The 25207-nt window shown below is 53.1% G+C and carries 18 protein-coding genes; 10 read left to right on the plus strand and 8 right to left on the minus strand.

Features of this window, described 5'->3' with window-relative positions:
- Window positions 1–3: 3 nt before the first annotated feature.
- Together EHT87_RS12855 and EHT87_RS12860 are read right to left on the minus strand one after the other, a co-directional pair.
- Entirely contained in the window at window positions 4–831 is an 828-nt protein-coding gene (locus EHT87_RS12855) for a CheR family methyltransferase (protein ID WP_124907014.1), read from the minus strand.
- Window positions 828–4283, minus strand: a complete 3456-nt coding sequence (locus EHT87_RS12860) for a response regulator (RefSeq protein WP_124907015.1) — start codon at window positions 4281–4283, stop codon at window positions 828–830. The genes EHT87_RS12855 and EHT87_RS12860 overlap by 4 nt, the downstream gene beginning before the upstream one ends.
- 324 nt (window positions 4284–4607) lie before the next feature.
- Between EHT87_RS12860 and EHT87_RS12865 the strand changes: the two genes are divergently transcribed.
- Complete coding sequence (locus EHT87_RS12865; protein WP_124907016.1) at window positions 4608–5357, plus strand: response regulator; 750 nt, start codon at window positions 4608–4610, stop codon at window positions 5355–5357.
- Window positions 5358–5476: 119 nt separating this feature from the next.
- Here the strand turns inward: EHT87_RS12865 and EHT87_RS12870 are convergent, their stop codons facing one another.
- Window positions 5477–7363 (minus strand): pseudouridine synthase, encoded by a 1887-nt coding sequence (locus EHT87_RS12870; RefSeq protein ID WP_124907017.1) that lies wholly within the window; start codon window positions 7361–7363, stop codon window positions 5477–5479.
- Between the two features lie 187 nt (window positions 7364–7550).
- On the opposite strand from EHT87_RS12870, the gene EHT87_RS12875 reads away from it, so the two are divergent.
- Both EHT87_RS12875 and EHT87_RS12880 read left to right on the plus strand, forming a co-directional pair.
- Window positions 7551–9608 (plus strand): acetoacetate--CoA ligase, encoded by a 2058-nt coding sequence (locus tag EHT87_RS12875; protein WP_124907018.1) that lies wholly within the window; start codon window positions 7551–7553, stop codon window positions 9606–9608.
- A gap of 167 nt (window positions 9609–9775) precedes the next feature.
- Window positions 9776–11458, plus strand: a complete 1683-nt coding sequence (locus EHT87_RS12880) for a S41 family peptidase (protein WP_124907019.1) — start codon at window positions 9776–9778, stop codon at window positions 11456–11458.
- Between the two features lie 30 nt (window positions 11459–11488).
- Here EHT87_RS12880 and ffh read toward each other — a convergent pair whose 3' ends face one another.
- Window positions 11489–12808, minus strand: coding sequence for a signal recognition particle protein (gene ffh / locus EHT87_RS12885; RefSeq protein ID WP_124907020.1), 1320 nt, complete (start codon window positions 12806–12808; stop codon window positions 11489–11491).
- A 181-nt stretch (window positions 12809–12989) separates the two neighbouring features.
- Window positions 12990–13550: an RNA polymerase sigma factor gene (locus EHT87_RS12890; protein WP_124907021.1), complete on the minus strand. Its 561-nt coding sequence runs from the start codon at window positions 13548–13550 to the stop codon at window positions 12990–12992.
- A gap of 197 nt (window positions 13551–13747) precedes the next feature.
- Between EHT87_RS12890 and EHT87_RS12895 the strand changes: the two genes are divergently transcribed.
- From EHT87_RS12895 to EHT87_RS12905, 3 genes are read left to right on the plus strand one after another with little or no spacing between them, the layout of a single operon-like run.
- Window positions 13748–14839: a FecR family protein gene (locus EHT87_RS12895; RefSeq protein ID WP_124907022.1), complete on the plus strand. Its 1092-nt coding sequence runs from the start codon at window positions 13748–13750 to the stop codon at window positions 14837–14839.
- 38 nt (window positions 14840–14877) lie between these two features.
- Complete coding sequence (locus EHT87_RS12900; RefSeq protein WP_185716203.1) at window positions 14878–18462, plus strand: SusC/RagA family TonB-linked outer membrane protein; 3585 nt, start codon at window positions 14878–14880, stop codon at window positions 18460–18462.
- A 25-nt stretch (window positions 18463–18487) separates the two neighbouring features.
- Window positions 18488–19990, plus strand: coding sequence for a SusD/RagB family nutrient-binding outer membrane lipoprotein (locus EHT87_RS12905; protein WP_124907024.1), 1503 nt, complete (start codon window positions 18488–18490; stop codon window positions 19988–19990).
- A gap of 82 nt (window positions 19991–20072) precedes the next feature.
- Here EHT87_RS12905 and EHT87_RS12910 read toward each other — a convergent pair whose 3' ends face one another.
- Window positions 20073–20924, minus strand: a complete 852-nt coding sequence (locus EHT87_RS12910; protein WP_124907025.1) for an aldo/keto reductase — start codon at window positions 20922–20924, stop codon at window positions 20073–20075.
- A 148-nt stretch (window positions 20925–21072) separates the two neighbouring features.
- Here EHT87_RS12910 and EHT87_RS12915 point away from each other — a divergent pair, with 148 nt between their 5' ends.
- From EHT87_RS12915 to EHT87_RS12930, 4 genes are all read left to right on the plus strand, one after another.
- Window positions 21073–21765 (plus strand): hypothetical protein, encoded by a 693-nt coding sequence (locus EHT87_RS12915; protein WP_124907026.1) that lies wholly within the window; start codon window positions 21073–21075, stop codon window positions 21763–21765.
- Window positions 21766–22056: 291 nt separating this feature from the next.
- Window positions 22057–23229: an ATP-binding protein gene (locus EHT87_RS12920; RefSeq protein ID WP_124907027.1), complete on the plus strand. Its 1173-nt coding sequence runs from the start codon at window positions 22057–22059 to the stop codon at window positions 23227–23229.
- A gap of 48 nt (window positions 23230–23277) precedes the next feature.
- Window positions 23278–23916 (plus strand): flavin reductase family protein, encoded by a 639-nt coding sequence (locus EHT87_RS12925; protein ID WP_124907028.1) that lies wholly within the window; start codon window positions 23278–23280, stop codon window positions 23914–23916.
- A 4-nt stretch (window positions 23917–23920) separates the two neighbouring features.
- Window positions 23921–24058, plus strand: a complete 138-nt coding sequence (locus EHT87_RS12930; RefSeq protein WP_124907029.1) for a DUF2256 domain-containing protein — start codon at window positions 23921–23923, stop codon at window positions 24056–24058.
- Between the two features lie 11 nt (window positions 24059–24069).
- On the opposite strand, the gene EHT87_RS12935 is transcribed toward EHT87_RS12930, so the two are convergent.
- Both EHT87_RS12935 and EHT87_RS12940 read right to left on the minus strand, forming a co-directional pair.
- Complete coding sequence (locus tag EHT87_RS12935) at window positions 24070–24711, minus strand: DUF2306 domain-containing protein (RefSeq protein WP_124907030.1); 642 nt, start codon at window positions 24709–24711, stop codon at window positions 24070–24072.
- Window positions 24712–24788: 77 nt separating this feature from the next.
- Window positions 24789–25190 carry a group III truncated hemoglobin gene (locus tag EHT87_RS12940; protein ID WP_124907031.1) on the minus strand — a complete coding sequence of 134 codons (402 nt, stop codon included), beginning with the start codon at window positions 25188–25190 and terminating at the stop codon, window positions 24789–24791.
- Window positions 25191–25207: the final 17 nt, after the last annotated feature.

The raw sequence follows: 25207 nt of genomic DNA on the forward strand, positions 1-25207 counted from the left end.
CGTTTAGGTTTTACTTCGGTAAATACGGGTGGTCGGGCTCACGACGTCAAATTGATGCCGGGCGTCCGAAAACAGCAACGATTCCTTCATGCCGAGTGCCAGATAGCCCAGCGGTGCCAGGCTGTTGCTGAACAGCGTCATGACCCGATTCTGTAAATTCCGGTTAAAATAGATCAGTACATTCCGGCAGCAAATCAGTTGGAACTCGTTGAAAACCTGATCGGTTGCCAGATTGTGCGTCGCAAATACGAGATTTTTCCGGTATTCCTTGTGAATAATGGCGTTCTCGTAACGAGCCGTGTAGTACGACGAAAACGCATTCGATCCACCCGACTGGATATAATTGGACGTATAGTCTTTCATATGCTGCAACGGCACGATTCCCTGGCGCGCACGCTCCAGATTGGCCGGATTCAGGTCGGTGGCATACAGCCGCGTCCGGTTGAGCAAACCGGTTTCGTGCAACAGAATGGCCATCGAAAACACTTCTTCGCCCGTTGAACAGCCCGCATGCCAGATTTTGATGGTCGGGTAAGAGGCCAGCTTGGGTAATACCGTATTTCTCAGTTCTTTATAAAATGACGGATCGCGAAACATTTCCGTTACATTCACCGTCAATGATTCAATGAACCAGGCAAAAAACACCCTGTCGTTGGTCAGTTGGTATTTTAGTTCGTAGGCCGTCAGACAGCCCGATTTCTGCATGCACCGAATCACCCGGCGCTGGAGCGAAGCCCGGGCATAATCGCCGAAATCGTAGCCATACTGCCGCCGAATCAGGTGAACGATTTCTTCCAGTTCTTCCAGTGAAATGTGACTGTGTACGGTCATGCTTTTACCGATAACCAAACCCGCATCAACGAAAATAAACGCCCGCTATCGATGGGTTTGGTGATGTAGTCCGACGCTCCGGCATCGATCGCTTTTTCACGATCACCGGGCATGGCCTTGGCTGTCAGGGCAATTACCGGCAAGTGGATCTGTTTCAGATCCGCCCGAATCCGCCGGGTCGCTTCATATCCGTCCATCTCGGGCATCATTATATCCATCAGAACAATGTCGGTATCCGGGTGTTGCTGCAACAGTTCCAGGGCTTCGCGGCCATCGACCGCCGTCACCACGTTCATTTGCTGCTCTTCGAGTAAGGTGCTCAGTGCGAATACGTTCCGCATGTCGTCGTCGACCAGCAAGACCTTTTTCCCCTGCAAACTCCGGTCGTCGATTTTGGTCAGCGGCCGGGGCAATTCTTTCTTTTCGACTTCCTGTACTTTGTATAAAAACAGTTCCAGCTCGTCCATCAGCCGGTCGATGGCCTGTGACGACTCCCGGATGACGACATCGGATAGTTTTTTGAGTTCCCATTCGTCGGCCGGTTTCAAATCCTTGTCCATGTAAATAATTACCGGCAGCGATTCCGTCGGCATGGCTTCGCGCAGTTGTTTGAGTTCGCCGAGTCCCTTTTCCAGATCCCCGCCCATGTCGACAATCAGACAGTCGTACGAATTCTGTCCGAGTTTTTTCAGTGCTTCCGCCTTCGTGGCCACGTATTCACACTCCAGGTCAAAATGCCGCTGACCGATAAATTGCTTCAATGAATCGTTGTTGAGGTAATCGCCCGACAACACCAGCACCTTCTTGATCTGCGCCTGCAAATGGTCGCTGATTCGCCCGAACGCCTTCTCCAGATCATCTTTCTCGACCGGTTTCCGGATATACGCCAAGGCGCTCCCGATGCCCGACTTCGGCTCGTCGGCTGCCGACATCACGTGGACCGGAATGGCCTTCAAACTTTCGTCATTTTTCAACCAGTTGATCACACTCCAGCCGTCGACAACCGGTAACTGCATATCCAGAATGATGGCCGACGGTTTGTATTTCCGGGCGTAGTAGATCCCTTCATCGCCCTGCAGGGCCACAATGGTTTTGTAGTTTTTACTGCGGGCAAAATCCTGAACAACACTCGCAAAGATGGGGTCATCCTCCACGATGAGCATCACTTTGTCACCCTTTTGCAGCGCATCGCGGTCGTCTTTCAGCGTGTTTTGCTCAACAATTCCGGTCAAAGGCAGTACCGGGGCGCTGGCTTTTGGGGGTTCCGGCTCGGTCGCTTTGGGGGTTTCGGCGGTCGGCGCTTCCGTTAGCGGCAGATAAACGGTGAAGGTGCTTCCCTGCCCTTCCTGACTTTGAAGCCGCATTTCTCCGCCGAGCCGTTTCACCAGTTCCTTGCTAATGGACAGCCCCAGACCCGTACCGCCATACTTCCGGCTGGTCGACCCGTCGGCCTGTTGAAACGCTTCAAAAATAACCTGCTGCTTGTCCGGCGAAACCCCGATGCCCGTATCCTGAACAGCAATCGCCAGCCATTGTCCGGCCTTCACCAGCGGTTCGTTGGCAAAACCGTCCATCGGGCCGTGCACCCTGAACGACAGGGTGACGGTTCCGCCCTGTGGCGTAAATTTGAAGGCGTTGGACAGCAGGTTTTTAATGACCTGTTCGAGTCGGGGTTTCGCAATGAATAAAACCGGCGGTACCGATTCGTCCACTTCCGTAACCAGCTTAACGCCTTTCTGCTCGGCCACCACGCTGAACAATTGTTCCTGATCGTAGACGATTCCGCTGACAGCTGCCTTTTCGGCCACCATGTCAATTTTACCGGCTTCAATTTTGGACAAGTCCAGAATATCATTGATCAGATTGAGCAGATCGGAGCCCGATTTATGAATCACATTGGCATATTCGACCTGCTTGCCGGTTAGGTTACCGGCCTTATTTTCCGACAGCATTTTGGCCAGAATCAGCACACTATTCAGCGGAGTTCGCAATTCGTGCGACATATTGGCCAGAAACTCCGATTTATACCGACCGGTTTCTTCCAGTTCCAAAGCTTTCCGGGCCAGGGTCTGGCGACCCACTTCGACGGCTTCATTTCGTTCCTCGAGTTCAGCATTGATCTGGCGCAGTTCTTCTTCCTGTACTTTCAGTTCTTCTTCCGACGCCTGCAGAATTTCCGATTGCCGCGTCAACTCCTCGTTCGACTGCCGGAGTTCTTCCTGCTGGTTTTCCAGAATTTCTTTCTGCTCCTGAACCCGTTCCAGCAGGCGGTTTACTTTTTTGCGGGCTTCGGCGGCATTCAGGGCAATGGCAATGTTGTTGGCAACGGCCTTCAACAGGGCGAGCTGGGTATGCGACAGCGCCTGAAAAGCAGCCAGTTCGATCACCCCTTTCAGTTCTTTTTTGTACCAAAGCGGCATACAAATCACTTGCCCCGGAACGGATTTGCCGCTGGCCGATTGAATCGCCCAGTAGTCGGCCGGAACGTGGTTGGTCACCACGACTTCGGAACCGGTGGCCGCCTGTCCAACCAGACCTTCTTCCAGCGCATAGAACTGAGGGGATTGGGCGGGCAAAGCCACCGACGCATTCAGTTCCAGACGTTCGTTTTCGTCGTCATAACAATAAAAACCGCCCGCCTGTACAGCCAGATAATGGGTCAGATTTCTCAATACTTCTTTCGCCAGCGAGTCGGATTCATTAACGCCCTGAATCGATTCGTTGATCACCGCCAAACCCGTTAGCATCCAGTTTTTTTCTTCACTGACCTGATTGAGCTGTTCGACTTCTTCCAGATTCTGCAGCAACTCCGTTTCCGCTTTCTGGCGCTTACGGATCTCAAAGGCAAACAGATACAGAAGAACAGCACCGAATAGCAGCAAAAATACCGCCCCCGCGCTAAAGACATAAATCGCCGTATTGACGGCACGATCGCTTTCTTTTTCCCGGTTCGCCAGCAGCAATTCCTCCATGCGGGCCATGTCTCCCAGCTTCTGCCGGGCCTCATCCATGCGGGCTTTCTCGCCGTCGGTAATCCGGACGATGTCGGCTCGTGTATACCGGGAAGCGTCATCACCCAGCTCTTTCCAATAGGTCAGCAAATCCCGGATCTGCCTTTCTATCTCAATGACCCGCTCGGTTTGTTCCGGATTATCCGTCACCAGTTTCCGGATGGTTTCGGCCGAAATTTCTACCCGGCCCAGGGCTTCAGTGTAGGGTTTGAGAAACCGCTTTTCATTGGTCGCCCGGAATCCCCGCCGACCCGTTTCCATATCGATCAGATACTGCTCCGTTATGGCGATGCTTTTCAACACTTTATAGCTATGCCGCACCCACTGCGCTTCTTCAAGCTGGTTACGAATCGTGCGGAACGCAATCACGCCCAGCACAACAAACAGAACAAGAGCAAATGCAAAGCCAATATACAACCGGTTGGTCGACGATAATTTCATGCGTTTGGAGCGTAGGGCTGACAAGCGATCGGTGCGGGACTTACAAAAGTCGGTTTCAAGAATGGTACGGGTACGGCAAACTTTTGGGGATTACTACCGACTAAATTGCCATCCCATTCGATTCGAATATGATAATCCTATTAAATTGCACAGAAGGCAAAAATCGTACCGCTATTGTTACTAGATTTGCAAGGCAGCACATTTAAATAATTCGTTAAAACTACTAAGTAATTCCCTTTGTCAGACAAAGAATTACCGAAAAATTTTTGTACTGTTGTTTTCAAAATAGGCCCTGAGCTTTTGCTACTATTCTATATTTTGCCCATGAAACTTCCGAACGCCCAACAATTTGGAAAAGCTGACTTGAGTGTTCGGGTTTTGATTGTGGAAGACAATTTCATTAACCAGACATTTTTATCAACGCTTCTTCGCAAATATGGAATTCCCAGTATCGTAGTCAGCAATGGTCTGGAAGCCGTTAATTTCCTGAAAACGCAAACCGTCGATCTGGTATTAATGGACATTCAAATGCCGGTTATGGATGGGCTCACCGCTACGCAACAGATTCGGCAACAACTGGGCTTACAGATTCCGGTCGTGGCCGTTACTTCCAATCCCGAATTCGACGCCCGGCCCCGCTGCCAGGAAGCCGGAATGGATGATTTTCTGGCTAAACCCATTCAGAAAAAACAGCTGGAAGGGATACTGGAGCGGTTTTTACTGCTCAAAGCAACCAAACCGCCCATTGTCGATCAATCGTATCTGCGGGAGATTACCGGAGATGACAATGAGTTGATCGGTGAACTGATCACTTTTTTTAAAAGCGAACTTCCGATTAACCGACAGGCGCTGTTCGAAGCCATTGAACATAATAAACGCGATCAGTTCGATCATCTGGCCCACCGTTTCCGCTCGTCGCTCAACTCCGTGGCCATGCTCGACATAGCCGCCGGGCTAAAAAAACTGGAGAAAAATCCGGCCCTGACGAATGAGGAGATCCACAACCAGCTGACGCTTCTGTTCAACGAGATCGTCGCCGGCCTGCAAAGCCTGGAAGAATTCATCAAAAAGTAACGGCTCTCGTTACCCGCGAACCCGGAAAAGTACCATGCCCGATTGGTGAGAACGAACGCCGTCGTAAAAAAATAGGGCGTCATCCAATGACGCCCTACCAAAGCATTTTGAAAGGCGGATTACAGCAAAAACTTCAGCCGAATCACTTCCTTCTCGTCCAAATACCGCCATTTACCACGCGGTAATTCTTTCTTATTCAAGCCGGCATATACCGTCCGGTCCAGCTTGGTTACTACGTACCCAAAATGCTCGAAAATCCGGCGTACAATGCGATTGCGGCCGCTGTGGATTTCGATACCAACCACCTGCGCATCCGGCGTTACAATGCCCAAATCGTCGGGCTTGATGTAGCCATCTTCCAGCTCAAAACCATCCCGAATCGCTTCGAAATGTTCATTGGTCAATGGTTTGTCGAGTTCAACCTGGTATACTTTCTTGATTCCGTTCGACGGATGGGTCAGTTTCTCCACCAGTTCACCGTCGTTCGTCAGCAGCAGCAAGCCCGTCGTGTTGCGGTCTAAGCGGCCAACCGGGTAAATCCGGTACGGCGTTGCGCCCGCCACCAGATCCATCACCGTGTTGCGATCTTCCGGATCTTCCGTCGTGGTGATATAATCTTTCGGCTTGTTCAATAACACATAGGTCATTTTCTCCGGATTCAAAACCCGGCTGCCGTACTTGATCACATCGGTGGGCTGTACTTTGTAGCCCATTTCGGTCACCACTTTGCCGTTCACGCTGACATCGCCTTTGGCAATCAACTCATCGGCATCCCGGCGCGAACAGATCCCGGCGTTGGCCACATACCGGTTGAGCCGGATCAAACCGGAGTCGGCATCCCGCGGCTTTTTATCGGTGTTACGGGTATCGCCCTGATCACGACCCGGTCTTTCGTGACCCGGTCTTTTCGCCCGTTTGGCGCGTGGGTCCCGGCTTCCCAGCGCTTTTTCCTTTAGTTTATCAATGTCGTATTCCGGTGCCCGGGAACTACCCACCTGGCGGCTCCGGCTGTCCTCGATTTTCCGTTGCCGTGCGTCGTCGCTGTCGTCCCGGCGCGGGCGGTCGTAACGGGAGGGCTGATCATCCCGACGCGGCCGATCAAAATCCCGGCGGTCACGGTCGCCCGGGCGGTCATCCCGACGAAATTCTTTGTTCTCATCGCGTGGCCCCCGTGGCCCATCAAACTCCCGGCGCTCGCGATCAACCGGGCGGTCATCCCGCGTTGGGGCGTCATCCCGACGCGGACGGTCGAAGTCCCGGCGATCCCGGTCCGTTGCGCGATCATCCCGGCGCGGCCGATCAAACTCCCGACGTTCGCGGGGAGCTGCTCCCGATTCGGCATTGCGGTCGGCACGAGGCTCTGCATCCCGGCTTCGTTCGGTCCGTTCGCCGTAGCTGCGCTCCGAACCAAACCGGTTTTCCCGGCGCTCAGGCCGGTCAGACCGCGGTTTTGAATCGTCGCTGCGAAAGGGCTTTTCACTACCAAACCGGCTGTTGCGGGTTTCCGACTGACCACCGGAGCGGCCATAGCGGGGTTTGTCATCGCGGGCATCCGAACCGCCATAGCGGCTGCTGCGGTTGTCATCGCGACGGAAACCGCTGTTTTCATCACGCGGTCCCCGCGGCCGGTCAAAATCCCGCCGAGGTCCACCGCCTTCAAACCGGCCACCGCGCGGGCTGTCGCTGCGGGGTCGTTCATTCCGATCCGACGACGGACGGCGGTCGTCACTCCGTTCAAACCGCGGACGATCCGGGCGTGAGCCAAAATTTCCCGATCCGCCCGTGCGGGGCCGCTCCGATCGTTTATCGTCGAACCGGCGTTCGTCCGACGCCGGGCGCTCGCCACGCGCTTTGTCAAAACTGCGCTCTTTCCGCTCGTCCGACCGGTCCGGGGCGCTCTTGCGTTTGACGACGTTGCTGTAGAATTTAGGGGTTGTCTCTGTCTGACCGGGTCCTCCTGGCCTGCCTTCCCGGCGGCTCTGTGGTTCTTCTCTTCTCTTGCTCATGAAAGTTGCAGTATCACTACTGTAGTTATTGTAGACGTATTGATTATCAGCCAGTTCGGAAATGCGTTCTGAAATGGGCTGCAAAGTTAGCGTATTTTAATGTAACTTCTGTCTTTGTTCAAAAATGGAACACGATTTAGGTCGGAAACAATTCCGGCCATCACCCGAATTACGATTCCCCTAACCGATGGCATCCGCATCTGCTCTACCAAAACCTGATTCCAAAGAACCGCTCTGGAAACCCGACCGGCGGCTTATCGACCAGTCGCAAATGAAACGATACCTCGACTGGCTGTTTGTCAAGAAAGGGTTGTATTTCCGGGATTACCACGATTTATGGGACTGGTCGACCACCGACCTCGAAGATTTCTGGCGAAGCATCTGGCAATTTTTCAACGTGCAAAGCCACCGCGACTACCAGGAAGTGATCGAAAAACCGGCATCAGGCATGATCGGAACGCGCTGGTTTACGGGTGCCACGCTGAACTACGCCGAACACGTTTTCCGCAACAAAACCAACGAACGCCCGGCCATTCTCTTTCAGTCGGAGCAACAGCCGCTGACGTCACTGAGCTGGTCGGATCTGGAACAACAGGTAACCGCCATCGCCCATTTTCTGCGCGAAAACAACGTCCGGCCCGGCGACCGCGTGGTGTCGGTTTTGCCCAATATCCCGGAAGCCGTCGTTGCGTTTCTGGCCACCAACAGCGTGGGGGCCATCTGGTCGAGTTGTTCACCGGATTTCGGAACGCCCAGCATCATCGACCGCTTCCGGCAAATCGAGCCCAAGGTGCTGTTTGCCGTCGATGGGTACTCGTACAACGGAAAACTGATTGATAAAACCGAGGAATTGAGCGACCTGCAATCGGCGCTGCCCAGCCTGAAAAAAGTCGTCTGGGTATCTAATCTCAATCCGGATTTTGACCCCTTGACCGGCCCCCGTACCAAATCGGTTTTGTGGAATTCAATCTTGCAAACCAACACGGCCGTACCCCTGGTTTTTGAGCCGGTTTCGTTCGAACACCCGATCTGGATTTTGTTTTCGTCGGGCACAACCGGCAAACCCAAGGCCATTACGCACAGCGTTGGCGGCTGTTTGCTGGAACATTTGAAAGCGCTGGCCTTGCACCAGGATGTGCAACCCGGCGACCGGTATTTCTGGTATTCGACAACGGGCTGGATGATGTGGAATTATTCGGTCGCGTCGTTGCTGGTCGGGGCCACGCTGGTGATCTACGACGGCTCGGCGGGCTATCCGAACATGGATGTGCTCTGGAATCTGGCCGAGCGCGCCCGCATCAACCACTTCGGTGCGGGCGCGGCCTATCTGCTGGCCTGTATGCGGGCGGGCCTCTCCTACGTTGGCATTTCCAAACTGGCCCACCTGAAAACCATCGGCTCCACGGGGTCGCCCCTGCCGCCCGAAGGATTCCGCTGGGTGTATGAGTCGGTTAAAAAAGACATTTGGCTGGTTTCGCTCAGTGGCGGCACGGATGTTTGCAGCGGTTTTGTTGGCGGCTGTCCGATGCTGCCGGTCTATGAAGGCGAAATTCAGTGCCGGATGCTGGGCTGTAAACTCGAATCGTTCGATGAAAACGGAAAACCGGTTCGCAATGAACTGGGTGAAATGGTGATTCTGGAACCCATGCCGTCGATGCCAATTTATTTCTGGAATGACAATGCCGACGCTCCAACCGGTAACCAACGGTACAAAGCCAGTTACTTCGAACACTACGACGGCATCTGGCGGCACGGCGACTGGATCAAAATCACGGACCGCAAAACCGTGGTCATTTACGGCCGCTCGGATGCCACCCTCAACCGCGACGGCGTTCGGATTGGCACGAGCGAAATCTACAGTGCCGTTGAAAGCCTTCCCGACATACGCGACAGTCTGGTGGTTTGCCTCGAACTCCACGGCGGGCGGTATTTCATGCCCTTATTCGTCGTGCTGAACGACCCGACGGCGAGTCAGCCCACCGAACTGGACGAGGAAATGGCGCAGCGAATCCGGCTCGCACTCCGCACCCAATACAGCCCCCGGCACGTTCCCGACGCCATTTTTCAGGTACCGGAAATACCGTATACCATCAGCGGTAAAAAGGTGGAAGCACCCGTAAAAAAGATTCTGATGGGCATGTCGCCCGACCGGGTGACGAGTCGTGATACGCTCCGGAATCCGGCGGCTTTGGATACGTTTATTCAGCTGGCCGACAGCCTGAAATCCGATTTGTTGGTCAAATAGGAGACTCGGAATAAATTCTATATCTTTCATTCAGTTTCGGCAAACATTTTGCCCCTGATTTATCGTTATTGCAGTACGTAACCGCGGACCAAAGTCCGTGAGAATTGGCCAACTAATATCAACAACCTATTAGAATGTTTCACGGTCTTTAGTCCGTGGGTACCCGTATGAAAGAACCTGAACACGAAAAAATCCGGAATGACAAGGCAACTGTCCGGTTGCCGATGTTACTGGGCATTACGCTGGCGGCCGGCATGTTGATCGGCGCTACGTTTTTTGGGGGTGGCAAAAGCCTCAACAACATTGGAAGAGGGTATTCGAAATTCAAGGAAGTTCTGCAACTGATTGAAAACAACTACGTTGATTCGGTCAACACCGATGATCTGGTCGATTATTCCATTGCCAAGATGCTGGAGAAACTGGACCCGCACACCACCTACATGAACCCGCAGGACGCCGTGGCCGCCCGGACGCAGCTCGAAGGTGGTTTTGACGGCATTGGTGTCGAGTTTAACATCTATAAAGATACCGTCTACGTAGTGACCCCGATGGCCGGTGGCCCGTCCGAAACCGCCGGTATTCTGAGCGGTGACAAGATCATCAAGGTGGACAACACCGAAATGACCGGTAGCAAACTAGACAACGCGCTGGTATTCAAAAAATTGCGCGGCAAGAAAGGAACGGAAGTGAAATTGATGGTACTCCGGAAAGGGGAGAAAAAACCGCTCTTGTTTACGGTACAGCGCGACCGGATTCCGACCTACTCCGTCGATGCGGCTTATATGGTGGATGATAAAACCGGGTATATCAAAGTAAACCGGTTCTCGGAAACCACCTACGACGAGTTCAAAAAAGCCTTGGGTACGCTGAAACAGAAAGGTATGACCCAGATGGTGCTCGATTTGCGCAACAACCCCGGCGGCTATATGGACCGGGCAACGAGCCTGGCCGACGAATTTATTTCGGGTGATAAACTGCTGGTGTATACCGATGGAAAAGACGATCGCTACGACCGCCAGACGAAAGCCCGGATTGCCGGACAGTTTGAAGACGGCCCCGTAATCGTGTTGATGGACGAAGGCAGTGCGTCGGCGTCGGAGATTGTGGCCGGGGCCCTGCAGGATCAGGACCGGGCGCTGATCGTGGGTCGGCGGTCGTTCGGCAAAGGGCTGGTGCAAATGCCGGTGATGCTGTCCGACGGTTCCGAACTGCGGTTGACGATCTCCCGGTATTACACGCCGAGCGGCCGGAGCATTCAGAAACCTTACGTGGCGGGTCATAGTGAAGACTACGAAAAAGAACTGGAAGCCCGTTCGAAAAGTGGGGAATATTACGTCGCCGACAGCATCAAGAACAACGAGAAATACAAGTTCAAAACCGCGGGCGGGCGGACGGTATTTGGTGCCGGTGGCATCACACCCGACGTGTTTGTGCCCCGCGACACGCTGTTCATGACCAAGTACCTGATTCAGTTGTTCAACAAGAACATCGTTCGGGAACAGGCGATGGAATACGCCAACGATCACCGGAAACAACTGGAGAAAGATGGGTTTGCCAGCTATAAAAAGAACTTCGTTGTGACGGACGCGATGCTGAAACGGCTGACCGACGATGCATCGGCGCAGGGCATCAAGTTCAATGAAGCGGAATACAAACGGTCGAAGAAATACATTCAGACGCAGCTGAAAGCCTATATTGCCCAGTATGCCTGGCGGCAGGGCCACCGCGACGGTCTCAATAACGAGTTTTTCGAAATGCTCTCCGAGGGCGACGAAACCTATAAGAAAGCCCTGACGCTCTTCGACCGGGCACGGCTGCTGGAAAAAGGCGGTTATGCCTCACACAAATAAAGCGGAGAAGTAGGACGGAGTTAGTCCGTCCTACTTCATCATTTTGCTCAGTTTACCGGATGAATTCATCTGGTTCATTTTCTTCATCATCTTCCGCATTTCGTCAAATTGCTTCAGCAGGTTGTTCACTTCCTGAATGGACGTTCCACTGCCGCTGGCGATGCGTTTTTTGCGGTTTCCGTCGATAATATCGGGGCGTTCGCGTTCAATCGGGGTCATGGAGCCGATGATGGCTTCGATGGGTTTGAACGAGTCGTTGTCGATATCGACATCCTTCATCATCTTACCCATCCCGGGAATCATGCCGATGAGGTCCTTGATGTTCCCCATCTTTTTGATTTGCTGCAACTGCCCCCGGAAGTCGTTGAAATCGAACTTGTTCTGGCGCATTTTTGAGCTGATGCGCTTGGCTTCGTCTTCGTCGAAAGCCTGCTGCGCCCGCTCAACGAGTGAAATCACGTCACCCATGCCCAGAATCCGGCTGGCCATCCGGTCGGGGTAGAAGATATCGAGGGCTTCCATCTTCTCGCCCGTACTCATAAACTTGATGGGCTTCTGCACCACACCCCGAATCGAGAGGGCAGCTCCACCGCGGGCGTCACCGTCCAGCTTGGTCAACACCACGCCGTCGAAATTCAGCCGGTCGTTGAAGGTCTTGGCCGTATTGACCGCATCCTGGCCCGTCATCGAGTCAACGACAAAGAGGGTTTCCGACGGATTGAGGGCTTTTTTGAGGTTTTCGACCTCCTTCATCATCACCTCATCCACGGCCAGACGACCGGCGGTATCGACAATGACTACTTTCTTGCCGGTTTTGCGGGCGTGCGCCAGGGCATTCTGCGCAATCTCGACGGCATTTTTGTTTTCCGGTTCGGCATACACCTCCACGCCCACCTGCTCGCCCAGCACTTTCAACTGGTCGATAGCCGCCGGGCGGTAAATGTCGCAGGCCGTCAGCAGCACGTTACGGCCCTGCTTTTTCAGAAAAGCCGCCAGTTTGCCCGAGAACGTCGTTTTCCCGGAACCCTGCAAACCCGCAATCAAAATGATGGCTGGATCGCCTTTAAGGTTGATTCCTTCGGCTTCGCCACCCATCAGTTCGGTCAGTTCTTCCTGAACGATCTTGACGAACAGTTGACCCGGTTCGACGGCGATCAACACCTTGCGATCGAGGGCCTTCTCTTTCACGCGGTCGGTAACCTCCTTGGCTACTTTGTAATTCACGTCGGCGTCGGTCAAAGCCCGGCGCACTTCCTTAACGGTCGCGGCAACGTTGATTTCGGTAATCCGGCCCTGCCCTTTTAAGGTCTTGAAAGCCTGATTGAGTTTATCCTGAAGATTTTCAAACATGATTCGATGCTTATTTACCTCCGCTAAACTCCTTTTTTCTCCGTTTACCTCTGCGAAATAGCATTTAAATTATTTCGCGGAGGTAAGCGGAGAAAAGGAGTTGAGCGGAGAATTACAAAGTTAATGAATTTTAGGGGAGGTTGGAAATACAGGAACGACAGGAAATTGGGCAGGCCGCTTTTCACAACAGCAACCCGTGCCAGCCCTCCCGCAGCTTATTCACCGCGCGGTGCAGCAGATTCCCGACGGATTGATACGTAAGCCCCATCACTTCCGCAATTTTATCGTTGGGCAAAGCCGCAAAAAATTTCAGGTGAATGGCTTCCTGCTGGCGGTCGGTCAGGGTTTTGAGCAGCGTATCCAGGCGGCTGCGTTGATACGCCGATAGTTCGGTTCGGATCAGTTCGTCTTCAATGCTCTCGGTGTGGAGAAAACCGTCGGCCATTCCGTCTTCAAAGGATTCGGTTTTTCCGCTTCGAATCGCATCTTTATACAATTTCCGGCGTAGTGATTTGAACAGATACACCCGTACGTATTCCGTCTGGGCAATATTCCGGCGGTAGGCCCAGAGCTCAACGAACAAATCCTGCATACAATCCTTCAGCAGATCGGCGTCGCGGGTAAACTTGAAACCGTAGTGATAGAGCGGGCGGTAGAACCGGCGAATCAACTCTTCAAAAGCGACCTCGTCTCCCAGCCGAATCTCATCCCACAAGTCTGAATCCGGTAAATTTTTCTTCATATGGCAGCACAGTACGCATCCAGCGATTTTCCGTCAGCAGGGCTCAGGAAACCGCTTAAGCTGTTTAAAAGTAGTTCATAATCCTTAAAAACAGTAACAAACGAGGATTTTTGGGCAATAAAAAAAGGGACAAAACTGGGTATGAACTCAAAAAACCGTTCTATCTACCAATACAGCACCGGCCACCTCTCTTTTTCATGCAGTATCATTCGTACAAAGCCGAAGATTTTCTGACCGACGATTCCTTTATCGCCTGGGTGTATAACCGGGATGCAGCCGCTGCGGCTTTCTGGTCCGATTGGATGGCGCAGGCGCACCCAAACCGGGCGGAAGCATTACTGGCGAAAGACATTCTGGAAGCACTCAACGTACCGGAAACGGAGGTAAGCGAAGCGACGCTGACACACGAAACCGGCCAGATTTTACGGCGGGTGAGTCAATCGTCGGAACGGCGAAAACTACCGGTTTTGGGTCGAATCTGGTATGCGGCCGCGCTGCTTATTCTGTTCTTGGGCGCGGGCTGGCTGGTGTGGCGAATTCCCCAAAAACCGCCTTTTCTGGCGAGTCTGTTGCCGGATGCGCGCCCCAAAGAAGGCGTGGTCGAGCAGGCCAATCGCACCGACAAACCGGTTCAGGTCACCTTGCCGGACGGCAGCACGGTTCGGCTCCAGCCCAACAGCCGGATTCAGCACGTTGCCGGTTTTGGTCAGAAAGTCCGCGCTGTTCTGCTGACGGGTGAAGCATTTTTTGACGTGGTTCCGAATCCGAAAGTCCCGTTTCTGGTCTACGCCCGCGACGTGGTGACGCGCGTGGTCGGCACCAGCTTTACGATCAGGGCCTACGATGAGCTTCCGCAGGTGACGGTGGCGGTGCGGACCGGGCGCGTGACGGTGTATTCCCGCAAAGAGCTGGAACAGCAGCGGAATGTTGAAAAACCGGAAGTCACCGGCGTTGTGCTGACCCCCAATCAGCAAGTCGTTTTTAACGCGAAAGAGGAAGTTTTTCACAAAGAACTGGTCGAAAAACCGGTTTTCGTTGCCAAAAACGCGGCTTCGGTTTCCTTTGAATTCGAAGATGTGCCGCTCGCTGAAGTATTCCGGCGCATTGAAGAAACGTACGAAATCGACATCGTCTACAACGAATCCCTGCTGCAAAAATGTACGCTGACCGCTTCCCTGACCGGTTTATCGCTCTATGAACAACTTCGTCTGATCAGCAAATCACTCCAGGGTTCCTACGAAGTAACCGACGGCAAAGTCCTCATCCTGGCCACCGGATGTGGCGAATAAATCCCAATTCACAATGCGACACCTTTCGTAAACAAACCATGAAAAAACGACTACCAACCCGACCGTTTGTGTCTTGCCTCCGCCGAATGACGTGCCTGCTCCTGCTGCTCGCAGTCAGCCCGTTCGCCTTCTCGTTCAATCCGGATCAGGCCACGAAAGAATTGCTGAGCCAGCGCGTCAGTCTGCAACTGAAAAACAAATCGCTGAAACAGGTTTTGGCCACCATCGAAAAGCAAACGCAGGTCAAATTTGTATACGTCCCCCAAAACATCGGAATTGACCGCGACCTTTCCTTAGTCGCCACGAATGAGCAATTATCCGCGGTTCTGGAGCGGCTGTTTGCGCCCCTGGCCATCACGTATGAAGTGGCCGAAAACCGCATCATTCTGACAAAAAGCAAAACCAGCGAACTGCAGACGGTGGAGCCAGCCACCGCAACGGCCTCACTCGAACAGGCGGTTTCCGGAACCGTTTCCGACGACCGGGGCGAAAGCCTGCCCGGCGTCAGCATCACCGTAAAGGGCACCACGCAGGGAACGACTACCGACGCCCAGGGGGCTTTCAAACTCAACGTGGCCGACGGCAATGCAGTACTGGTTTTCAGCTTTGTGGGCTATGCCAAACAGGAAATTACCGTCGGGACCCAGAGCGTCATTACGGTACGTTTGTTGCCTGGCGATCAGACGCTTAACGAAGTGGTTGTCACGGCATTGGGGATCAAACGGGAGAAAAAAGCATTGGCCTATTCCACCGGTGAAATCAAAGGTTCCGATCTGGCGCAATCCAATGTTACCAATCTCGGAACGGCTTTATCGGCCAAGGTATCGGGTGTGCAGGTAACCTCATCGGCAGGCGGGATGTCCGGTTCGTCGCGGATCGTGATTCGGGGCAACTCCTCGCTGTCGGGAAACTCGCAGCCGCTTTATGTGATCGACGGCGTTCCCATCGACAACTCCAACCGCCGGGCGATTAGCTCCTTTCAGTTGCAGGGCGGTCTGGATGGTGGTGACGGTATTTCGAACATCAACCCGAACGACATTGAATCCATGACCATTCTGAAAGGCCCCAACGGAACGGCTTTGTACGGCCAGTTGGGGGCCAATGGTGTCGTGATTATTACGACCAAATCCGGTCGGCGGAACCGGCGACCCTCCATTCAGTATAATGGTAGTTATTCGGTCGGCAATGCGCTCGTCAAACCGGATTACCAGAACGAATACGGTCAGGGCTACAACGGCCAGTTTACGTTTTACCGCCAGGCTAACGGCGTTGTGGTACCGTTCAGTTCGGCGCTGACGGGCGGTATTCCCAAGCTCAGCGCGGGCCGGAACCCGACGACGCGCGGAAGCTGGGGGCCGAAAATGCAGGGGCAGACGATTGAGGATATGTGGGGTGACACCGTGAGTTATTCGCCCGTAACCGATCCGTATACCGCTTTTTTCCGACCCGAAAAACAGGCGATGAATACCGTCAGCGTCGACGGCGGTGGGGAAAAAGTGAATTATTATTTTTCGCTGACCAACCTGACCAACGACGGTTTTACACCGACCAACAAGCTGAACCGGAATTCGGTGACGGTCAAACTGTCGGCGGATATTGCCAAAGGCTTGAATCTGGATACGAAAGTCAATTACGTCAACCAGTTTGTGAACAACCGTCCATATGTGGGTGACGACGGCCTGAACCCGGTTTACCGGTTTTTGTACATTCCGCGCAGCCTGAACATGGACGGTTTGAAGCGGTATGAATACACGGCCAAAGACATCCGGTATTCGCAGGATCTGGGCGGCAACGGGTATTTCGTCGGGGGTGAAAAGATTTTTGAAAGTAACTCGGTGACTTCCAACCCGTTCTGGACCATCAACAATACGCACAACGAAGACACCCGCGACCGGATTATTGCCTACGCCAAGCTGAATTACGAGTTTGCGAAAGGGATCAATTTGCAGGTTCGTTACGGAACGGATTTGTATTACGAACGCCAGTATGCCTGGAAAGCCGTCGGAACGCGCATCTCGCAAACCGGCGATGTATCTGAAAATGTGGAGTTTAGCAAAACCGAAAATATCGATGGGTTGCTGATGATCAACAAGGAGGTCGGTGACTTTTCAATCAACGCCAACTTTGGAGTCAACCACCTGAGCAACAAATACCGCATTACGGGCAATACCGGAACCCAACTCAGTATTCCGGGGCTGTATGCCGTCGGTCGGACGGTGTTAAACACGCCCCGGCTGGGTGTGGCCGAATCCGTCATCAACTCGGTTTACGGGCAGGCCAGCGTTGGTTTCCGCAATTACCTGTTCCTCGACGTGTCGGCCCGGAATGACTGGGCGTCGACGTTGCCGATCACCAACAGCTCGTTTTTCTACCCGTCGGTGGGGTTGAGCTGGGCCGTCACCGATGCCCTCAAACTGAACTTGCCGGCTTTAGATTTTTTCAAAGTACGGGCTTCGTATGCGCAGGCCGGGCGTTCGGGCGATCCCTATTCGACCCTGGGTTATTATGCCCTGAATGCCAACACGTTCCTGAACCAACCGCTGGCGACCTACACCAACACGATTGTTGACCCGAACCTGAAAAACGAACTGAAAACGTCGTACGAAGCCGGGGCCGAATTACGGTTTTTCAAAAACCGCCTGAACCTGGACTTTACGTATTATCATTCCGTAACGAGCAATCAGATCCTACCGATTGTAATCTCGCAATCAACCGGTTACAGCAGTTTTCTCACCAACGCCGGACGGATCGAGAACAAGGGCATCGAGTTTCTGATTGCCGGTACGCCCATCAAACTGGCGAACGGATTTTCGTGGGATGCCGGTTTTAACTTCTCCGCCAACCGCAACAAAGTGCTCGAACTCATCGACGGCGTGAACGAAATCGTGGTGGGTTCCGACCGCAACATCCGGGTGGTGGCCGCACCGGGCCAGCCCTATGGTCAGTTGAAAGCCGCCGATTATGCGTGGCTCAAAGACGACAAGGGCAACCGGCTGATCGACGACAAAGGTTTGCCCATCGTCCAGAGCATCGGAACCGTGGCCATCGGCAACGCAACGCCCAAATGGATTGGCGGTTTTACCAACACGTTCTCGTACAAAGGCTTATCACTGAGCGGGTTGATCGACATCCGGCAGGGCGGGCAGATTTTCTCGCAGGGACGCGTGCAGGAGGCCGCCTACGGAACCTCCAAACGGACGCTCGAAGGGCGCGAAGGCGGTTTGATTGCCGCCGGTGTGAAAGCCCGGAAGGAAGGAACGCAGTGGATCAGTACGGGTCAGGCCAACGACATTCCGGTGACGGCGCAGGCCTACTGGAACCGCGTGGCTTCGGATAAAGGCTTTGCGGTTGCCGAAGAATTCCTGTATGACGCCAGCTACATTGCGATCCGGGAATTGCGGCTTTCGTACCAGCTTCCGTCGGCTATTCTGAAAAACAATAAGGTGGTTCGGGGGGCGTCACTCGCTTTATACGGTCGAAATCTGGGCTATATCGAACGGCACACTGACGGTTTTTCGCCGGAAAACTCATCCATCAACGTCAACTCCGGCACGATGGGCATGGAACAACACTCCCTCCCGCTGCTGCGAACCATTGGCGTGGACTTAAACCTGAACTTCTGATCGGAACCCAAACGGCATCACAATCATGAAACGATTCGCTAAAAAAATACGATTTTCGGTACTGGGTCTGCTCCTGACAACGTCGGCCTGTACCAATAATTTCGAAGAAATCAATATCTCCCCAACCCAGCCCCGCAGCGTTCCGGCCGAGTATCTGTATTCGCAGGCGCAACTCAACGGTTTTCTGGCCGATGGCACCAACTGGTGGCAGGTCGGCTCGTGGGTGGAACAATGGGCGAGCGGTTCGCTGTCGGCTCCGTCGCAGTATCTGGAAGACCGCGACATCTACGAAACCAACAACTGGGCGTCTCATTATGAGCTGATTAAGAACCTGTCGCAGATTCGCAACCAGATTCTGAAAGGCCAGGAAGGAACGCCGAATGGCCGGACGAAACTGGCAATTGCCAAAATCACCGAGATTTATTTCTGGCAACGCATGACCGATTTCTGGGGTGACATTCCGTATACGCAGGCCGGTTTGCCCGACGACAACCTGATTTTGCTCCCCAAATACGACAAGCAGGAAGACATTTACAAATCGCTCCTTACGGATTTGGATGCCGCCATTGGCCAACTGAACGCAACGGACGTTTCGTACGGCAGTGCCGATTTTGTGTACAAAGGCGACGTTACCAAATGGCGCAAACTGGGCAATTCGCTCAAACTCCGGATGGGCATGCGGCTTCGTTTTGCCGATGCGGCTCTGTCGCGCAAAACCGTTGAAGAAGCCCTGAAAGCGCCTTTGATCGAAAACAATGCGGATAACGGCGCCATGCCGACGGTGACGCAGGACGGCAATCCGTTTGGGTATCACCCCATCATCGGCGGCTATAACGGCAGTAAAGAACTGAACCAGATGGCGGCTCCGTTTATCGATCTGCTGCTGGCGAAAAACGACCCGCGTCTGCCGCGCATTGCCGAACCGACCGAAAATTCCAAGAAAGCCGGCAAACCGGTTTACCGCGGGCTGGGCGTTGCGCTCGGCAACAGCACGATCATCAACCGCGATGATTATTCGTACGGCACCATTGCGATTTACAACGACCGGAAGGCCACCTTCCCCTACGTTTTTCTGGCGTATTCCGACAACCTGTTTTTCAAGGCCGAAGCGGCTTTGCTGGGCTGGGGTGGACTGACGCCAGCCCAGGCTGAGGGTTTTTACCAGGCCGGTATTCGGGCGACGATGCAGATTCAGCCGTATTCGATTCCTGAAGCCGCTATTACTGAATACATCGCGCGGGAAGGAAAACTGACAGGTACCGAAGAACAGCAACTGGAACAGATCATGACCCAGAAATGGATCAGCCTCTTCATGCGGCATTACGAAGCGTTTGCCGAATGGCGTCGCACGGGCTATCCAAAACTGAAACCGGGTCCGAATCCGGGCACCACCAACGGCCAGATTCCGCGCCGGGGCGTTTATTCGAGCACCGAACGGCTGCGGAATGCCACCAACTACAACGAAGCGTCGGCACGTATGGCCAACGGAGATACGTACCTGAGCAAGGTGTGGTGGGATAAGCGGTAAGTAGTTTGGGACAAAAGAGAAGAGACAAGAGAATAAAGACCACGACTCTTTATTCTCTTGTCTCTTCTCTTTTGTCCCCTTATTATTCCGACAAAGCCGCAAAATCTTCGTCCGACAAAACAATCTGATCGGCGGCCAGATTCTCCTGCAGGTGATCGGGCGAACTGGTGCCGGGAATTAACAGCATATTCGGCGACCGTTTCAGTAACCATGCCAACGCGATTTGCGCCGTTGTGGCCTCGTGCTTTTCGGCGATTTCCCGGATTTTAGCGGCCAGTTTATTGGGCCCGGATGCCAGCGGATACCACGGAATAAAGGCCATGCCGCGCCGGGCGGTATAGTCCAGAACGGACTCCCACTTCCGGTTGCCAAGGTTATACAGGTTTTGCACCGACACAATGGGCACCACTTTTTCGGCCCGCTCAATTTCCTTTATGCCGACTTCCGACAAACCGACATGCCGGATTTTGCCCGCCTGCACGGCTTCTACGACCGGCCCGAGGGTTTCTTCAACCGGCACATCCGGATCAAACCGGTGGAGTTGCCAGAGGTCGATGCGCTCCAGTTTCAGCCGTTGAAGGCTGCCGTCAATCGCCTGCCGGATGTGGTCCGGATCGCCGTTGGTCACCCATTGATTGGGGCCGGTCCGATCAAAACCGCCTTTGGTGGCAATAACGAGCCCTTTTGGGTACGGATGCAAAGCATCGGCAATTAATTTTTCATTGGTATGCGGACCGTACGAATCCGCCGTATCGATAAAATTCACGCCCGACTCGACGGCTTTTTGCAAAACCGCCTTCGCGGTTTCCCGGTTCGGCGCATCGCCCCAAACCCCAAAACCGGTCAGTTGCATTCCGCCATAACCCAACCGATTGATTTCCAGGTCGCCCCCGATTTTGAAAGTCAACGCTGCCTGTTCTGATGTCTTGCTCATTTCCTTGTTGATTGATTCATTCCACCACAACACAAGATCGATCGGGTTCCCGTTCCAATCCGGGGCTAAAAATTAGTGTATGACCCTTCCAACCAAATGGCAAAACCGGGAGTCCGTTGAGGTATATTCTCTCAACTTCCCCAATCCAATGAAAAAAATCCTTACCGGAACCTTGTTGCTTCTAACGCTGGTGTCGGGCTGCCAACTGAACACGGCGGTGGCCCCCGAACCCATTATTGTCTGCCCGCCCTCCGGTTTTATCGGACGCGATAGTGTTTTCACCGGAAATTACCTGGGCATCGACATTCAGTCCGACGCCGAAACCGTTTACGCTGCGGTTCAAACGCTCCAGCAAACCAAGGGCGTTGCGCAGTTGAACGTGGTCAGTAATTTTTCGTCGGACGTTACCCAGTTGCGCGAGCGTCTGCCATTGTACCAATACATCCTGCTCGATCAGCGCAAAGGCACGGATTCGGGCGTGCAACTCACCCTGGAAGGAGATCAGGTCAAGGCCATTTATCTGAACAGCGGCCAGAAACTTTCGCAATGGCCCGCCAACGCAAAAGCCGCTTCCTCTTCGGTTCGGATTGGCGATACGGCGGGTTCGCTGTATGATAAGCTGGTCCGGATCCGGCAGGAAAGTGCTTACGCCACGACGTTTGAGCGCATTCTGCTGCTGACCAAAACCATTTCCAAACCGTACGACCCACTCATGCGCCAGTCGCCCCAATGGTATTTTGCGTATACCACCGAACCCAACCGAATGGACGAAGTTCAAATTCATTTCAAGGACGGCAAGGTCAGTCACTTTTATATCAACCACTACATGACGACCAATTGAAATTTCGGCCTGCTGAAATCCGGAACTAGTTGACAAACTTCAAGACTTCAGACACAAACCGAGCGGTTTTCGTTTTTAGATAAAACAGCAGAGTAGCATGAACACTGCTGTTTATCAAGCCCCAAAGGTTGTGAAATAGGCATGAACAAAAGTTGTCAGAAAATGCGAAAAATCAATTAAAAGACGATACGAAACAGGCATTTTAGACGGATTACGGCTTAATTCAGTAAAAGTAAAAATTTGACTATTAATCAAGTAAATTTTACCTTTGATACTAAATTTACTTGATTAATGTTCAATCGAGCGCTTTCGTCCACCATTCAATCCTGCCTCTCCACCTTTCCCGCTGTCGCCGTATTGGGTCCCCGACAAGTAGGCAAAACCACATTAGTTAAAACGCTGTTGGGCCACTACACCAAAGAAGTGCTCTATCTGGATCTGGAATACTTTGCCGATCAGCGTCGTTTACAAGAGCCAGATCTGTTTTTTCAGGCTAACCAGGATAAATTGGTCGTACTGGATGAAATTCAGCGGATGCCCAGGCTATTCCCTTTGCTCCGCGCGATGATCGATCAGCACCGGATTCCGGGGCGGTTCGTGCTTCTGGGTTCTGCTTCGCCGGATTTGCTTAAGAATTCGTCGGAAACACTGGCCGGGCGCATTATCTATCTGGAACTGTCGCCGTTGCACCTGCTGGAGGTTGAGCCTGTTTATTTTTACCGCGACCACTGGCTTAAAGGCGGTTTTCCGGATGCCCTGCAAGCACCCGATCAAACGGCGTGGCATTTTTGGATGGAGAGTTTTATCCAAACCTATGTTCAGCGCGATCTACCCCAATTGGGCTTAGCGGCCCACCCCACCATCATCCGTAATCTGCTGACGATGTTAGTAACGATCCACGGCGGTTTACTCAATTACAGTGACTTATCCCGTTCATTGGATTTATCGGTCAAAACCATTCAACACTACATTGGTTTTTTGGAGAATGCTTATCTAATCCGGCGTGTGGCACCCTATTTTGTGAATATTGGAAAACGGCTGGTAAAAGCGCCTAAAATCTTTATCCGGGATAGCGGTTTACTGCACGCGCTGGCTGATATCAGCGATTACAACGCTTTAACAGGCAGTATTCTTCTGGGATCTTCGTGGGAGGGCTACGTCGTTCAACAGATTATCGCCCGACTACCGATGAACGTAACGCCTTATTATTACCGAACACAAAACGGTGCCGAACTGGATTTGATTTTGGTGAAAGCCGGGAAGCCGGTCGTGGCAATTGAGATTCGCTATTCGAACGATCCATCCTTGAAACGGGGCAATACCGAGGCTCTTACCGATTTGCAAACGCCCGTCAATCTGGTCATTACGCCTGAAGCGGAAGGTTACTGGTTACGCAAAGATGTAAAAGTTTGTAGCATCCAATCCGTTTGGCCAGAGCTAGCCAATGCGGGTGTTTTATCATGACCTACTGCTCAATTTCAATTTTTAAAGGAGTTTAAAGCCCAACCAAGTATGCACCTGACCAAAGAAGACCTTGAAACTACCGAGCGAATCAAACGATTGAACCTTATTAATTCCGTCACCGGCATCAAACCGGCCAACCTCATCGGCTCGGTTTCGAACGCGGGCCAATCGAATCTGGCCATTTTCAGCTCCGTGATTCATCTGGGGAGCAATCCCGCCCTGCTGGGGTTTATCCTGCGCCCCGACCGGGAAGCCGGGCAGCATACCTACGAAAACATTCTCGAAAACGGTTTTTACACCATCAACCACGTGCACGAATCGTTCGTGGAACAGGCGCACTACACCTCCGCGAAATTCAAACGGGACGAATCGGAGTTTGACAAATGCCACTTTACGGAAGAATACCGGCTGGATTTCAAAGCGCCTTTTGTGAAGGAAAGCAGGCTGAAACTGGGCATGCGGTTTTTGCAGGGCGTTCCGATTGAAGCGAACAACACGATGCTGATCATCGGGGGAATCGAGCATTTGATCGTGCCGGACGAAGCCGTGGATGAGCAGGGCCATCTGGACCTGAGTCGGGTAAACGATGTGGGAATCTCGGGATTGAACAGCTACTACAAACTGGAAAAAATCGCCCAGTTTCCGTATGCCCGCCCGCAGTCACTGCCCGATTTTTCCGAAAAATGACGAGATGAAAAAGCAGGATTTACCCACAAAAATGTGTCCGGTGTGCGGAAAACCGTTTAGCTGGCGAAAGAAGTGGGAAACCGTCTGGAGCGACGTGAAATATTGCAGTGAACGGTGTCGGCGGAATAAAAATACCGTGTAACAAAACACGGCTCATTCAGCAGTCCCGGACAATACCGGCGTATGGGACCGGTTTTTTCGTAGGATCCACCACTCCACAAAAATCAGATTCGGCACCCAGCACATCCAGGCGACGATGGGATACGCCACCGAAAACGGCAGCTGAAAAGCGGCCAGTTCAAGGGGCAGAATGATTCGCAGCGTTACGGCCGACAAGGTGGCGGCATAACTGCGGAACATCCACTCCTGGTGGCTGCGGATCTGGCCCCGGCGGATGGCCCGGTAAGCCCTGAACGTGGTGTAAAACCAGGCCGTTGCCAAGCCGGCGAAACCAACAGCCGCCACCCAGCCCGTGTCGGCAAACCAGGCCGTACAGAACGCGGCTGTGCTTCCCACCAGAATGCTGAACACATAGATTTTTCCGAGTCGACGGTGCAACCCAACCCGGCGCTGGCGGAGCTGGCGGGAGAATTGAAACGGGCCCAGGCCCAGCGCAACAGCCCCCAAACCGACGTGCGTGAAGAAGACACTCCGCCAGAAAAGGTTGCCCAACGGTTTGTTGTTGAGAAAACCGGGCTGGTATCCCGGCAGGAAGTACGACAGGGCGTAGAGCGCCACGCCAAAAATCAGGAAGTATCCAAAACCAGTACCGACCCTGTTGAGAAGCGTTTTCATGGGTGTTGTGTTTTTATCATAAAGAAAAGAATAGGAGCAGCTGGTTCAGGTTTACAATCCCGATCAGCAACTCCCGCTCAGCTACCCATGTACGAATCGTTGTTGATGTACTCGAATTTGTGGTTCCAGACCAGAGCAATCTGCGTCGCCCGCTGGCGAACCAGATCGGCGTTCGTGCCTTCAAAATGGTCCGAAAGCGTTTCTGAGAATAGTTTCAGCCAACGCTCAAAATGGTCGAGAGTTAGCGTGTGCTGCTGATTAACGAGCAGATGGGGCCGGAACGGATGCCCCTGATAGGCATTGTTGCCCAGAATGATGTTTTCCCAGAAGGCATACATTTTGGGTAAATGTTTCGCCCAGTCGACGTGGGCGACATCGGTAAAAATCGGGCCGATAAAATCATCGGCCTGCACTTTTTCATAAAATGAATCCACCAAAAACCGGATGGCTTCCGGTGAATCCAGTGCTCGTTTGCTCATTGTTTACCGGGTTTTAC

It is taken from the genome of Larkinella knui (assembly GCF_003858645.1).
Taxonomy (GTDB): Bacteria; Bacteroidota; Bacteroidia; order Cytophagales; family Spirosomataceae; genus Larkinella; species Larkinella knui.

Excerpts from the sequence above, each read along its gene's own strand:
- EHT87_RS12855 (WP_124907014.1), bottom strand. The coding sequence starts at position 831 with ATGACCGTACACAGTCACATTTCACTGGAAGAACTGGAAGAAATCGTT.
- EHT87_RS12860 (WP_124907015.1), bottom strand. The coding sequence starts at position 4,283 with ATGAAATTATCGTCGACCAACCGGTTGTATATTGGCTTTGCATTTGCT.
- EHT87_RS12865 (WP_124907016.1), top strand. The coding sequence starts at position 4,608 with ATGAAACTTCCGAACGCCCAACAATTTGGAAAAGCTGACTTGAGTGTT.
- EHT87_RS12870 (WP_124907017.1), bottom strand. The coding sequence starts at position 7,363 with ATGAGCAAGAGAAGAGAAGAACCACAGAGCCGCCGGGAAGGCAGGCCA.
- EHT87_RS12875 (WP_124907018.1), top strand. The coding sequence starts at position 7,551 with ATGGCATCCGCATCTGCTCTACCAAAACCTGATTCCAAAGAACCGCTC.
- EHT87_RS12880 (WP_124907019.1), top strand. The coding sequence starts at position 9,776 with ATGAAAGAACCTGAACACGAAAAAATCCGGAATGACAAGGCAACTGTC.
- ffh (WP_124907020.1), bottom strand. The coding sequence starts at position 12,808 with ATGTTTGAAAATCTTCAGGATAAACTCAATCAGGCTTTCAAGACCTTA.
- EHT87_RS12890 (WP_124907021.1), bottom strand. The coding sequence starts at position 13,550 with ATGAAGAAAAATTTACCGGATTCAGACTTGTGGGATGAGATTCGGCTG.
- EHT87_RS12895 (WP_124907022.1), top strand. The coding sequence starts at position 13,748 with ATGCAGTATCATTCGTACAAAGCCGAAGATTTTCTGACCGACGATTCC.
- EHT87_RS12900 (WP_185716203.1), top strand. The coding sequence starts at position 14,878 with ATGAAAAAACGACTACCAACCCGACCGTTTGTGTCTTGCCTCCGCCGA.
- EHT87_RS12905 (WP_124907024.1), top strand. The coding sequence starts at position 18,488 with ATGAAACGATTCGCTAAAAAAATACGATTTTCGGTACTGGGTCTGCTC.
- EHT87_RS12910 (WP_124907025.1), bottom strand. The coding sequence starts at position 20,924 with ATGAGCAAGACATCAGAACAGGCAGCGTTGACTTTCAAAATCGGGGGC.
- EHT87_RS12915 (WP_124907026.1), top strand. The coding sequence starts at position 21,073 with ATGAAAAAAATCCTTACCGGAACCTTGTTGCTTCTAACGCTGGTGTCG.
- EHT87_RS12920 (WP_124907027.1), top strand. The coding sequence starts at position 22,057 with ATGTTCAATCGAGCGCTTTCGTCCACCATTCAATCCTGCCTCTCCACC.
- EHT87_RS12925 (WP_124907028.1), top strand. The coding sequence starts at position 23,278 with ATGCACCTGACCAAAGAAGACCTTGAAACTACCGAGCGAATCAAACGA.
- EHT87_RS12930 (WP_124907029.1), top strand. The coding sequence starts at position 23,921 with ATGAAAAAGCAGGATTTACCCACAAAAATGTGTCCGGTGTGCGGAAAA.
- EHT87_RS12935 (WP_124907030.1), bottom strand. The coding sequence starts at position 24,711 with ATGAAAACGCTTCTCAACAGGGTCGGTACTGGTTTTGGATACTTCCTG.
- EHT87_RS12940 (WP_124907031.1), bottom strand. The coding sequence starts at position 25,190 with ATGAGCAAACGAGCACTGGATTCACCGGAAGCCATCCGGTTTTTGGTG.